This is a genomic window from Acinetobacter sp. WC-141 (genome assembly GCF_000313935.1).
Taxonomy (GTDB): Bacteria; Pseudomonadota; Gammaproteobacteria; order Pseudomonadales; family Moraxellaceae; genus Acinetobacter.
In genome coordinates this window covers 25,685-38,699 of the sequence record NZ_AMSS01000071.1, presented here as the reverse complement: position 1 = coordinate 38,699, position 13,015 = coordinate 25,685, and the positions used below count along the sequence as shown (strand labels likewise).

Sequence of the window (13,015 nt, the reverse complement as noted above, 5' to 3'; positions counted from 1 at the left end):
TTTCCTTCATCTTTCGATAGCCAGTACGTGATTTGACTATTCACTTCTTGTCCACTAACTTTTAAATCAAAAGTTTTATCTTGTGTAATTTGATCCGTTGCTGAAACACCTGTATCAATTAAATCAGATAAAGTCAGTTCACCTGCTTTCGGCGCTGTAGTATCTACCGTGACTTTTTGTATAGCGGTTTCCGATGTATTACCTGCAAGATCAGTCACTACAGCTTTATATTGGTAAACTCCATCAGCTAAATCTTTTTGAGCGACCGTTGTTTCTTGCCAAGTTTTTCCTTCATCTTTCGATAGCCAGTACGTGATTTGACTATTCACTTCTTGTCCACTAACTTTTAAATCAAAAGTTTTATCTTGCGTAATCTGATCAGTTGCCAAAACACCTGTATCGGTCAAATCAGATAAAGTCAGTTCACCTGCTTTCGGCCCTGTAGTATCTACAGTGACTTTTTGTATAGCGGTTTCTGACGTATTCCCTGCAACATCTGTTATTACTGCTTTATATTGGTAAACTCCATCAGCCAAATCTTTTTGATTTACTGTCGTTTCTTGCCAAGTTTTTCCTTCATCTTTCGATAGCCAGTACGTGATTTGGCTATTCACTTCTTGTCCGCTAACCTTTAAATCAAAAGTTTTATCTTGCGTAATCTGATCTGTTGCCGAAACACCTGTATCGGTCAAATCAGATAAAGTCAGTTCACCTGCTTGCGGTGCTGTGGTATCCACAACGACTTTTTGTATAGCAGTTTCAGATGCATTTCCAGCTCGGTCTGTTACTACAGCTTTGTAAAGATAACTTCCATCCACTAAATCTTTTTGAGTGACCGTTGTTTCTTGCCATGTCTTACCATCATCGGTAGAGACCAAATACGTTACTCGACTGCCACTTTCCTGACCTTCAATCTTTAAATTAAAGGTTTTATCTTGAGTGATCTGGTCCGTTGTGGATGCCCCTGAATCCAAAAGATTTTTAAGCTTCAAAGTACCTGATTCAGGAGGCGTCGTATCTTTAGGATCTTTCCGTGACAATAAAGCAATCGTTCCTGCACCCGCTAAAGCACTGACCACCCCAGACCAGAGAGGCACAGAAGATGAAGAGTCTATAAACTTTGGAACATCTTTTAATTCTAAATAATTAACAGTGGTCTTTCCTGCAGCATCTTCACCCAAATTGGCAGTCCAAGAACTCTGCCCTTCATTTAAAAGAATTTGCGGGTTTTCGCTAATAAAATAGTTTTCTAAAACAATTTCAGTTCCATCTTTTAGATGAAGAATTGCATTATTTCCCTCTCTTGTTATTGAGGCAATTTTTTCTGGGCTTATATCGATTTTTGCGATTTCTTTAGGATCTACTACAATATTTTTTGTCTGGCCTACATTAATATCAACTGTATTATTTTTTGAAGCATTATTTGCCATTAATGATACTTGTACCATTTTTCCACCATGAAATTTTAAATAATTATTAAGTTTTTCTAAAATATTAAGTCAAATAGTTACTCATTTTTATAAAATATTATTAAACCTTACAAAATACTAAACCCTTATTATAGCTACTTTAAAATCGCGGCTTTTTATATAGTTAAAAATCTTTATGTATCCGTTAATATTATTTTAAAAATGATAAAACATTTAGAATGTTTTCCTATTCCCCATATATAGAATTTAAAGCTTAGGCATTGTAATGGATAAATTTTTATCAATCTACTCTTAAGTTAAATGTCTTATATAATTTTTATAATTAAATTAATTGAAAAATCTTTAAATCGTAATTAAACCAATAATGATCAATTTTTCCTTCATTTGAAATGACATTAAAACTATTCGGGACATGATAATGTAAACGGCTAGATGTCGCTGTCCCTGCATGAATATCATAAATAGGATGATCTATTTTTAATTGATAAATCTGAGTTAAATCATATACAGCCGTTTTATGCAAATGCCCATGTAACAAACCAAATAGCCCTGTCGTACTCCATTTTTCGAGTGCCATTTTTCCTAATACTGGGCAATCTTTAATACCATGCTCATCATCAGGCGGCGTATAAAAAGGCTGATGAAAAACTACTAACTTGATTTTATTCGGTGGCCCTTGCTGTAAGCGCTCATATGTCGTTTGAATTTGCTCAATCGAAATATGCCCACGTGTATGATAACGGCGACGTATACTATTTACACCCACGATATAAAAATGCTCAGTTTCTAAAGTGGGCTCAAGCTGACCAAAAAAATATTGATAGCGGGTAAATGGAGAAAAAAAACGGTTCCAGACATGATACAAAGGAATGTCGTGATTACCCGGTACAATAAGATAAGGAATATTAAGACTATCTAAAAACTGGCGACAATTATAAAACTGTTGATAACGGGCACGCTGAGTGATATCTCCACTCACAACAATAACTTCAGGCGTATGTTGGGTACAAAAAAGCCGAATCGCATCTAAACAGGCCTCGATTTCTGTTCCAAAATGCAAATCAGACAGATGTAATAACATTGGGCACCATAATATTTAAAGCATTCTTTTCTACAGTGAAATTTAATGGTGTTTTCATCTCTAATATTTCACCATCTAGAGCCACTATAAGCTTTGATTTTTTTGCACACTCAACGATGACATGGTCAGCACAAAAACTATAAACATCTTGTGTCTCTTCAACTTTGCCCTGAATCCATTGCCACAACATGTTTAATAAACTAAGCCTATCACTTTTTGTAATTACAACACCAGCAACTCTTCCCTGTGCAGCACAATCGGCGATTCTTAATTTCATATCACATAGTTGCAATTGATTATTACCAAAGAAAATGAGAGGTGTTTTAACTGGATATTTCTTCCCATCGACCGTGACGGAAAGTTTCATGGATTTATTTTCTCTTAATAAAACATCCAAAGCAGAGGTATAGGCATGTAAAGGCAAACGCCCTAAATACTTATTGTAAAGCTCACGTTTTTTTATAAATAATGGATAAAGGCCTAGGCTCGCATTATTTAAATAAATATGATCGTTAATCGTCGCAATATGTACAGAACGCGGTGTGCCTGTAGCGATGACTTCAGCAGCTTCTAACAAGTCTAAAGGAATATCTAAAACTTTAGCGACATAGTTAAAAGTCCCTAAAGGTAAAATTCCCATAGGGATATTTGTATGTCGAAGTTTGGAGGCTATTGCATTTAACGTTCCATCCCCACCCGCTGCCACAACAACGCCTAAATTTGCGTTTTGACTATGCCGATGAATCACTTGATTCATTAAATCATCAAATGAAACATCTTCCGCTAATTCAAAAACTTGTATTTCAAACCCAAATTCGGTGAGTACAGTCATTAATTGTTCATACATATCTTCATGTTTTGAAGCATGAAAACCCGATTTCTGGTTATAGATGATAGAGAGAGGTTTTAAAGTCCGCATTTTTATTATCTTAAAGAGGATTCATTTGTATTTTGTATAGAAAATCGCCTAATAAAAGTCTCTTTATGTAAATTTCGAATGATGATCATTTGTTTAATCAATAATAATTCTCAAGAAAAATTTAAACATCAAGTTATTGATTTTTAAAAAAATAAATAATATGAATAACACACATACAACATAAAAATGTAAAGAACAAAATACACAAAAAAACAATAAGTAAATGATTTAAATCAAAAAAAATTAAAAATCAAAATAACTATTTCTTATTCTTTAGTCTTATTTTTTTTATGATTTTATGCTTTAATACAGCCACTTTTTTATTTGATCTTTCATTGTACCTCAATGAATGACTTGTACGTTGTACATATTTTGAATAGGCCTCACCATGACCACAGTGAACGCACCAGAATTCGTTCGTCATCCTAAGCTTATCGCATGGGTTGAAGAAATTGCAAACTTAACCAAACCAGCAAAAATCGAATGGTGTGACGGAAGCGAAGAAGAGTATCAACGTCTAATCGACTTGATGATCGCTAACGGCACCATGCAGAAATTAAACCAAGAAAAACATCCTGGTTCTTATCTTGCAAATTCTGACCCATCTGATGTTGCGCGTGTTGAAGACCGTACTTACATTTGCTCTCAAAAGAAAGAAGATGCTGGTGCGACAAACAACTGGGAAGAACCAGCTGTTATGCGTGAAAAGTTAAATGGTTTGTTCGAGGGATCAATGGAAGGTCGTACAATGTACGTTGTGCCTTTCTCTATGGGTCCGCTTGGAAGCCATATTGCTCATATCGGTATCGAGTTAACTGACTCTCCTTACGTTGCTGTTAGCATGCGCAAAATGGCACGTATGGGTAAAGCAGTTTATGACGTGTTAGGTACAGACGGCGAATTTATTCCTTGTATTCATACCGTAGGTGCTCCTCTTGCTGAAGGGCAAAAAGACGTTGCATGGCCTTGTAACCCTGAAAAATACATCGTTCATTACCCAGAAACTCGTGAAATCTGGTCTTACGGTTCTGGTTATGGCGGTAACGCATTACTTGGTAAAAAATGTTTAGCACTTCGTATCGCTTCTGTTATGGGTCGCGAACAAGGTTGGTTAGCTGAACATATGCTTATTCTTGGTGTGACTAACCCACAAGGTGAAAAGCACTATATCGCTGCAGCATTCCCATCTGCATGTGGTAAAACAAACTTCGCAATGTTAATTCCACCAGCAGGCTACGAAGGCTGGAAAATTGAGACTGTAGGTGACGATATTGCTTGGATCAAACCAGGTGAAGATGGTCGTCTATACGCAATCAATCCAGAAGCTGGTTTCTTTGGTGTTGCTCCTGGTACAAATACCAAGACTAACCCTAACTGTATGGCGACTCTTCACAAAGATGTTATCTATACAAACGTTGCGGTAACTAATGACGGTCAAGTATGGTGGGAAGGTCTTTCTAAAGAAGTTCCAACTAACTTAATTAACTGGAAAGGTCAACCTCACGTAAATGGTGAAAAAGCTGCTCATCCAAATGCGCGCTTCACTGTTGCTGCTGGTCAATGCCCTTCTATCGATGCTGACTGGGAAAATCCAGCAGGTGTTCCGATTTCTGCATTTATCTTCGGTGGTCGCCGTGCAGATACGGTTCCTTTAGTTTCTGAAGCTTTCGATTGGGTTGATGGCGTTTATAAAGCTGCAACTATGGGTTCTGAAACTACTGCTGCTGCTGTTGGTCAACAAGGTATCGTTCGTCGTGACCCATTCGCGATGCTTCCGTTTGCTGGTTACAACATGGCTGACTATTTCGATCACTGGTTAAGCCTTGGTCAAGAAGTAAGTACAAAAGCTGAAGCTGCTGGTAATAAATTACCAAAAATCTTCAATGTAAACTGGTTCCGTCGTGATGCTGAAGGCAACTTCGTATGGCCTGGTTTCGGTCAAAACATGCGTGTACTTGAGTGGATCATTGACCGTTGTGAAGGTCGTGCAAACGCTGTTGAAACACCAATTGGCCTTGTTCCAACTTACGATGACTTGAACTGGGAAGGTACTGAATTCTCTAAAGAAGAATTTGACCTTATCACAGCTCAAGATAAAGATCAGTGGGTTACTGAAATTGAAAGCCACACTGAGTTATTCAATAAACTTGGTGAGCGCTTACCAAAAGCATTAAAAGAACGTCAAGCAGCTTTACTTGAAGCTGTAAAAACTGGCTTCTAATTGCTAAATATAAAAAAGGTCGCTATGTGCGGCCTTTTTTATTATGCGGCATCATCTTTTTGTCGACGTCCAGCCAAATAGCTTTCCAAACTTTTCACTTGTTTTTCATCAAATGCCAAACCTAACTTAGTTCTACGCCACAATATATCTTCTGCCGTATTTGCCCATTCATTTTCACATAAATATTGAACCTCAGATTCAAATAAACCGTGACCAAAATCTTGGCCTAGCTGCTCAAGAGCTTTTCGCTCATGCAAAATATTCCACACTCTAGAACCATAAGCATTTGCCCAGCGCGTAGCAAGCTGCTCGGTTACACCTTCAACTTGGTTTTGAATCTTTATAACTAAATCTTCAAGTGTGGTCCAATTCTCCGCCCCAGGTAATACTTCATTTGCAGTCCACTCCTCTCCCATATCTGTAAAAAACGGGCCAAGTTGCTCCAGAGCAGATTCAGCTAATTTCCGATAAGTTGTAATTTTTCCACCAAATACGGACAGTAAGGGAGTTGTTTTATCTTCCACTTGCAATGCCACAGTATAGTCACGTGTAACTGCCGAAGGATTATCTGACTCATCATCACATAAAGCTCGGACTCCAGAAAACTGACTGACGATATCTGCACGCGTGAGCTGCTTTTTAAAATGCGAATTTGTCACCGTTAAAAGGTAATCAATTTCTACTTCTGTAATCTCTACCTTTTGTGGATCATCCAAATACTCCTGATCAGTCGTACCAATCAGTGTATATTTTTCTAAATACGGGATTGCAAACACGATACGTCGGTCTTCGTTTTGCATAATAAAAGCTTTGTGGCAATCATACAGTTTCGGCACAACAATATGACTTCCTTGTATGAGCCGAATTTGATATGGCGATTTTAATTGTAGGTTTTCACTAATAATTTCTTCAACCCAAGGGCCTGCTGCATTCACTAAGGCTTTTGCACGTATTTGATAGGACTCAGCCCCGCTTTGTAGTTCCAAATGCCACAGTTCTTGTTGTCTATAAGCCTTAACACATCTTGTCCGTGTTACAATTTTGGCACCCTTCTCTTTGGCTTGCACCGCATTTAATACAACAAGACGTGCATCATCTACAGTACAGTCAGAATATTCAAAACCACGGGTTATAGCGGGTTTTAAAGGACTATCTTCTTTGAAGTAAATAAGATTTGACCCTAATAATTTTTCTCGTTTTCCTAAATGATCATAAAAAAAGAGGCCTGCCCGAATTAACCACGCAGGACGCAAATGTGGTCGATGAGGCATGATAAAACGCATTGGTTTAATAATATGTGGAGCTTTAGCCAACAAGACTTCACGCTCTGCTAAAGCTTCTCTAACCAATCGGAATTCTTTATGTTCTAAATAACGTAAACCGCCGTGAATTAATTTACTGCTCGCAGATGAGGTATGACTAGCTAAATCATCTTTTTCACATAAAAATACCGATAATCCGCGGCCTGCTGCATCATTAGCAATACCCACGCCATTAATACCACCACCAATCACGGCAATATCATATATTTTTGAATAATCATTAGTTTGTACTGTCATTTCTCATTTTCTTTTTATTGTTGATCTTATAAAAATTAAAACACCAAATTGATAAAACAACAATCAAAAAAGCAGAATAATCAATTTTAAATACCTATTGGATTAACTCTACATTGATTACTCTGCAATTTAATTAATTTAAGAAAAAATTAACCCTCAGCCCAATTTTGACTACGCTGAACTGCCTTCAACCATCCCTTATACATGACTTCAGTTTCTTCAAGGCTAGTACGTGGTTCGAAAACTTTTTCTATTGCAGACTTATTCCTTAATTCATTCAAATCTTGCCAAAAACCTGTTGCCAGTCCTGCAAGAAAAGCAGCTCCTAAGGCTGTTGTTTCTTTCATGGTTGGTCTTTCAACTGGAGTGGCTAAAATATCAGCCTGAAATTGCATTAGGAAATTATTAGCTGTTACTCCGCCATCGACTCTAAGTGTACGAAGCTCTTCTTCTGCATCTTGCTGCATCGCATCAAGCACGTCTCGTGTCTGGTAAGCAATTGACTCTAAAGTTGCACGGATAATATGTTCTATACTTGCTCCTCGCGTAAGTCCAAAAATCGCCCCACGCGCTGTAGGATCCCAATATGGCGCGCCCAATCCCGTAAAAGCAGGTACAACATATACCCCATTACTATCTTTTACCCGTGTCGCATAATATTCAGAATCCTGTGCATTACTAATAACTTTTAGCTCATCACGAAGCCATTGAACACACGAGCCACCATTAAAAACGGCACCTTCTAAAGCATAGTTCACTTCACCATTTGCACCGCAAGCAATCGTGGTCAGTAATCCATGTTCAGATCTAACAGCTTTTTTCCCCGTATTCATTAAAAGAAAGCAACCTGTACCATACGTATTTTTTGCTTGCCCCGGTTCTACACACATTTGTCCGAAAAGCGCAGCTTGTTGATCCCCCGCTATACCAGCGATTGGAATGCCAACCTCTTGCCCACTAATCGTATGTGTATAACCATAAACTTCAGATGAACTACGTACCTCTGGTAGCATTGCTTTTGGAATATCTAAGGCTTGTAAAATTTTCTCATCCCATTCAAGCTTTTCAATATCAAAAAGCATGGTTCGTGAAGCATTGGTAAAATCAGTGACATGGGCTGCGCCATTGGTTAACTTCCAGATTAACCATGTATCGACCGTACCAAATAATAACTCCCCTCGCTCGGCACGTTCACGGCTTCCTTCCACATGGTCTAGAATCCATTTTATTTTGGTGGCAGAAAAATACGGATCAATGACTAAACCTGTTGTTTTACGAATGTATTCTTGCCATCCTGCCTTTTGTAATTGATTACATATCTCTGTAGTTTGACGGCTCTGCCAAACAATCGCATTGTAAATAGGTTTTCCTGTTTTCTTATCCCATACAATGGTGGTTTCTCGCTGGTTTGTAATCCCAATTGCCGCAACTTGTTCACTTTTGATACTCGCTTGAGCCAATGCCTCTACCCACACAGCACTTTGTGTCGCCCAAATTTCCATAGGATCGTGTTCAACCCAACCTGGCTGCGGATAAATCTGGGTAAATTCTCTTTGAGCAATACTTACAACGTTAGCATCATGATCTAAAACAATTGCTCTTGAGCTTGTTGTGCCCTGATCAAAAGCAACAATATATTTTTTCGGGCAATTTGACATCTGAATATCCCTTTCATTATTTACACACATCTAGCTCATGAAGACGAAACATCATGTCTAACTGTATTATTCAAAATTTTCTTTGGAATATATCACTGTTTTTAACGCATATATTGCTTCTTAAACTGAACATTGGTCATTCTTTATCAATTTTTTATCTTTATGGGAAAATAATAGGCACTAAGACAAAATTAGCGACAAGAATATGCCAATTGTCTAATTTGAAATCACATAAATTTTCAACTTATTCCTTTGCTTAAATAATAAACATTGTTTTACAGACATAAAAAAAATAAAGTGGAATACTCCTCTGGATAATATGTAAAAACGGAATAAATTCTCTCTTTTTTAGTATTCAACCCAAGCGAAACATGGAGCGACCCATGGTTGATCAACCTTCTACAGCAACAACTCCACATTCTAATTTAGATACAAAAACTCGCCTAAAATCAATTTTGGGTGGTTCCGCTGGTAACCTCGTCGAATGGTACGACTGGTATGTATATGCCGCATTTACCCTCTATTTTGCTCATGCTTTTTTCCCAAAAGGTAGCCAAACTGCACAGTTGCTACAAGCTGCCGCTATTTTTGCTGTAGGTTTTTTAATGCGCCCGATCGGTGCATGGATTATGGGAATTTATTCAGACCGCAAAGGACGTAAAGCTGGTCTTACACTTTCCGTCACTTTAATGTGTGTAGGTTCACTTCTTATTGCTGTGACACCAAGTTATGAAAGTATTGGTGTATTTGCCCCTCTTTTATTAGTCGTTGCCCGTTTAATTCAAGGCTTAAGCGTAGGCGGTGAATATGGTGCCAGTGCCACTTATTTAAGTGAGATGGCCGAAAAAAATCGGCGTGGTTTTTTCTCAAGCTTCCAATATGTCACCTTAATTGCAGGACAACTGACAGCGCTATGTGTTCTTTTAATATTACAAATGGTATTAACCGAACAACAGTTGCATGATTGGGGATGGCGTATTCCATTCTTTATTGGCGCTTTACTTGCCATTGTTGTGTTCCGTATTCGTCGTGGCTTATTAGAAACACAATCTTTTAAAAATGCCCAAGCTGAAAAAGACCAACCAGAATCAGGTATGTTTGCTTTATTTAAGCACTATCCGAAAGAAGCTTTTACAGTATTATTTTTAACAGCGGGTGGAACTTTAGCTTTTTATACCTATACCACTTACCTACAAAAATATTTAGTGAATACTTCCGGATTTACAAAACCCGAAGCCACTCAAATTACCACGTTAGCGCTGTTTATTTTCATGTGTTTACAACCTGTAGCTGGTGCTTTGTCAGACCGAATCGGACGTAAACCACTTATGATTGCCTTTGGTGTAACTGGGGTTTTATTTACTTATATTTTATTTAATACCCTTGCAACCACACATAACTATTGGACTGCTTTTTGGTTGTGTTTGGCTGGTCTAGTCATGGTAACAGGGTATACATCAATTAACGCCGTGGTTAAAGCAGAGCTCTTTCCTGCGCATATTCGTGCTTTAGGGGTCGCATTACCCTACGCGATTGCCAATACATTATTTGGCGGTACAGCAGAGTTCTTTGCTTTAAGTTTTAAAGAAGCTGGACATGAATCTTGGTACTTTATTTATGTAAGTATTATGATCTTCATTTCACTTATTATTTATATTTTTATGAAAGATACCAAGCATCATTCAAAAATTAAAGAACATTAATAATTTATCAATAAGCGCTAATATCGCCAGCCGATATTAGCTCAAATCGTGCGATTAAGCCCCAACAACCGTTGTCTTTTATGAGATACTAGAGATAAGAATATAAGGATGATACTGATGAATAGAAGTATTTTATGTTTGGCGTTAAGCAGTATGTTTATTTTAACGGCTTGTCAGACCACCCCTCGACAATATAATGGCTCAACTGGCTATCAAATTGAAAACCAAACAAAAACTTCGGCAACTTTAGCTTATACATTGGCTAGCCGCACGAATCAGCAGTTAGATGAACGTAAATTGCAACGTGCTTGTCAAAATGTATTGGGTGCTCAAAAAGTTTATAAATTATCAGTTCTAAGCATTAATGAAATTTCAAACCCAGCCCAACAAGAACATTATGGTGTTCAATTGGGTGAAACTCGTGCGTCATTTGGTTTATCGAATACACCGAGCTTAAACAATGGTGAAGATTATGCGACACGCCAAGCGCTTGAAGCACGCCCAAGTACACTAAAAGTAGTTCGTTATACGTGTTCTTAATATAATTAAGACGCTGTTCTTTTACAGCGTCTTATAAAAACTTACATTTCTAAACTCTTTAGCTTCATCAAGATCTGGCCATGTCGATGCACTTCTTTCATCAATTTTTTGATATTTTGGATGACTAAAGTTTTTAACACGGCTATCTGCGACCCAAACTTCTGGTGCAAACTTCAAGAATTCATCTAAAAAGAAACGGTTACACTGGTCATATAACACATCAGCTGCCAATAAAACATCAACTTGCCCTGCTTTATATAAATCGTCTAAATATTCCAATTCAACGTCGTTCAACAAAGCATTTTCACGGCAGGCAGCAAGACTAACTTGGTCAATATCACAGCAAATTACTCGTTTTGCTCCTGCCATTTTTGCAGCAATTGCGACTACACCCGAACCTGCACCAAAATCGAGAACAACTTTATCTTTGACATGATGTGGCTCTGCGAGTAACCACTTTGCCATTGCTAAACCGGAAGCCCAGCAAAAAATCCAATAGGGTGTGTCATTCCAAATACGGCGAATAATTTCATCATCTAAGCGATCAGTTGGGAAAACGGGCGGAATCAACCACAAGGAAACAGGCGTTTCTGGTAACTGTTGTACCATCAACTCACAATGAGGAATGACTTCATGCAAGGCTTGAAGTAAATGTTCAGGGGCTTTGGCAAATTGAAAGGTGCAGCTCATAAATAAGCTCAACAATTTATAATTACTATTTGATACGCGTTAACGTCATCCGCAATTGTTCGAGGCAGGACTACATTAGACTAAAATGTTTCTGCGACCCATCTATAGCTAACCAGTAGCTGACGAGTTTTGCGGATGACAAATGGTTTTGGTTACTTTTCCCGAAAGAAAAGTAACATACGTGCTCCTAACATTTACGCTAAACGGTAGGACGCCGTCGTGAATAAGTTAAATTAACCTAAAGCTTTTTCAGCAGCTTCTACAGTTTGACGAATCAAAGTAGTAATTGTCATTGGACCTACACCACCTGGTACTGGTGTGTAAGCAGAAGCAATTTCTTCGATACCTTGTAACTGGATATCACCAACACCACCGCCATCACGAGGATGGAAACCAGCATCGACAACCACTGCGCCTTGTTTAATCCAATCTTTTTGGATGAGTTCAGCTTTACCAACTGCACCCACAATAATGTCAGCCTGTTTAACAAGCTCAGCTAAATTTTGAGTACGTGAATGGCAAATCGTTACTGTTGCATTCGCTTGCAAAAGCATCATTGCCATTGGTTTGCCTAAAATTGCTGAACGACCAACTACAACTGCATGTTTGCCCGCAATTTCAATGTTGTTTTCTTTTAAAATCGTCATAATACCCGCTGGAGTTGCTGAACCATATGCAGCTTCACCCATAGCCATACGACCAAAACCAAGGCAAGTTACACCATCAACATCTTTAGCTAACGAAATCGCATCAAAACATGCACGCTCATCAATTTGTGCAGGTACTGGATGTTGTAAAAGAATACCGTGAACATCTGGATTGGCATTAAGCTTTTCGATTTCTGCTAATAATTGTTCTGTTGTAGTTTTTTGTGATAATTCAATTTTTAAAGAGTCCATACCTACTCGACGGCAAGCATTTCCTTTCATGCGTACATAAGTTGCAGATGCGCCATCATCCCCAACTAAAATAGTCGCCAAAATTGGGGTACGACCTGTTTTAGCTTTTAAAGCTTCAACACGTACTGACAAATTTTCTTCAATTTGCTTTGCTAATGCACGACCGTCTAAAACCAATGCCACAGCACATCTCCAAGGTAGACATGAATTTAATGTGCCAATAATACATGATTATTTGGACAAATTTATTCTAGATGTTGCTTTTATGTTCATCTTATCTCAAAACAGTATTGTTTTTTTTCTAAAGGTTGCTAA

The 13,015-nt window shown here is 38.0% G+C and carries 10 protein-coding genes; 3 read left to right on the top strand and 7 right to left on the bottom strand.

All coding sequences use genetic code 11. From position 1 onward, the window contains the following. From ACINWC141_RS14130 to ACINWC141_RS14120, 3 genes are all read right to left on the bottom strand, one after another. Positions 1 to 1,430, bottom strand: a 1,430-nt coding sequence (locus ACINWC141_RS14130; protein ID WP_009392183.1) for an Ig-like domain-containing protein, incomplete at its 3' end; no start/stop codon positions are given. A 322-nt stretch (positions 1,431 to 1,752) separates the two neighbouring features. Next, complete coding sequence (locus tag ACINWC141_RS14125; protein ID WP_009392208.1) at positions 1,753 to 2,511, bottom strand: metallophosphoesterase family protein; 759 nt, start codon at positions 2,509 to 2,511, stop codon at positions 1,753 to 1,755. Further along, positions 2,492 to 3,430: a diacylglycerol/lipid kinase family protein gene (locus ACINWC141_RS14120; protein ID WP_009392165.1), complete on the bottom strand. Its 939-nt coding sequence runs from the start codon at positions 3,428 to 3,430 to the stop codon at positions 2,492 to 2,494. Before ACINWC141_RS14120 ends, ACINWC141_RS14125 begins: the two co-directional genes overlap by 20 nt. Positions 3,431 to 3,818: 388 nt before the next feature. On the opposite strand from ACINWC141_RS14120, the gene ACINWC141_RS14115 reads away from it, so the two are divergent. Then, positions 3,819 to 5,651, top strand: coding sequence for a phosphoenolpyruvate carboxykinase (GTP) (locus ACINWC141_RS14115; protein ID WP_009392199.1), 1,833 nt, complete (start codon positions 3,819 to 3,821; stop codon positions 5,649 to 5,651). Positions 5,652 to 5,692: 41 nt separating this feature from the next. Here the strand turns inward: ACINWC141_RS14115 and glpD are convergent, their stop codons facing one another. Both glpD and glpK read right to left on the bottom strand, forming a co-directional pair. Continuing rightward, positions 5,693 to 7,210 (bottom strand): glycerol-3-phosphate dehydrogenase, encoded by a 1,518-nt coding sequence (gene glpD, locus ACINWC141_RS14110; protein ID WP_009392201.1) that lies wholly within the window; start codon positions 7,208 to 7,210, stop codon positions 5,693 to 5,695. Positions 7,211 to 7,359: 149 nt separating this feature from the next. Next, positions 7,360 to 8,868 (bottom strand): glycerol kinase GlpK, encoded by a 1,509-nt coding sequence (gene glpK, locus ACINWC141_RS14105; RefSeq protein WP_009392181.1) that lies wholly within the window; start codon positions 8,866 to 8,868, stop codon positions 7,360 to 7,362. A gap of 371 nt (positions 8,869 to 9,239) precedes the next feature. Here glpK and ACINWC141_RS14100 point away from each other — a divergent pair, with 371 nt between their 5' ends. Then, positions 9,240 to 10,571, top strand: coding sequence for an MFS transporter (locus ACINWC141_RS14100; RefSeq protein WP_081400165.1), 1,332 nt, complete (start codon positions 9,240 to 9,242; stop codon positions 10,569 to 10,571). Between the two features lie 117 nt (positions 10,572 to 10,688). Continuing rightward, positions 10,689 to 11,111: a hypothetical protein gene (locus tag ACINWC141_RS14095; protein ID WP_003650088.1), complete on the top strand. Its 423-nt coding sequence runs from the start codon at positions 10,689 to 10,691 to the stop codon at positions 11,109 to 11,111. 21 nt (positions 11,112 to 11,132) lie between these two features. Here the strand turns inward: ACINWC141_RS14095 and ACINWC141_RS14090 are convergent, their stop codons facing one another. Together ACINWC141_RS14090 and folD are read right to left on the bottom strand one after the other, a co-directional pair. Then, positions 11,133 to 11,801, bottom strand: coding sequence for a class I SAM-dependent methyltransferase (locus ACINWC141_RS14090; RefSeq protein ID WP_009392190.1), 669 nt, complete (start codon positions 11,799 to 11,801; stop codon positions 11,133 to 11,135). Positions 11,802 to 12,034: 233 nt separating this feature from the next. Continuing rightward, complete coding sequence (gene folD, locus ACINWC141_RS14085) at positions 12,035 to 12,883, bottom strand: bifunctional methylenetetrahydrofolate dehydrogenase/methenyltetrahydrofolate cyclohydrolase FolD (RefSeq protein ID WP_009392206.1); 849 nt, start codon at positions 12,881 to 12,883, stop codon at positions 12,035 to 12,037. Positions 12,884 to 13,015: the final 132 nt, after the last annotated feature.

Excerpts from the sequence above, each read along its gene's own strand:
- ACINWC141_RS14120 (WP_009392165.1), bottom strand. The coding sequence starts at position 3,430 with ATGCGGACTTTAAAACCTCTCTCTATCATCTATAACCAGAAATCGGGT.
- ACINWC141_RS14115 (WP_009392199.1), top strand. The coding sequence starts at position 3,819 with ATGACCACAGTGAACGCACCAGAATTCGTTCGTCATCCTAAGCTTATC.
- ACINWC141_RS14095 (WP_003650088.1), top strand. The coding sequence starts at position 10,689 with ATGAATAGAAGTATTTTATGTTTGGCGTTAAGCAGTATGTTTATTTTA.
- ACINWC141_RS14100 (WP_081400165.1), top strand. The coding sequence starts at position 9,240 with ATGGAGCGACCCATGGTTGATCAACCTTCTACAGCAACAACTCCACAT.
- glpD (WP_009392201.1), bottom strand. The coding sequence starts at position 7,210 with ATGACAGTACAAACTAATGATTATTCAAAAATATATGATATTGCCGTG.
- glpK (WP_009392181.1), bottom strand. The coding sequence starts at position 8,868 with ATGTCAAATTGCCCGAAAAAATATATTGTTGCTTTTGATCAGGGCACA.
- ACINWC141_RS14125 (WP_009392208.1), bottom strand. The coding sequence starts at position 2,511 with ATGTTATTACATCTGTCTGATTTGCATTTTGGAACAGAAATCGAGGCC.
- ACINWC141_RS14090 (WP_009392190.1), bottom strand. The coding sequence starts at position 11,801 with ATGAGCTGCACCTTTCAATTTGCCAAAGCCCCTGAACATTTACTTCAA.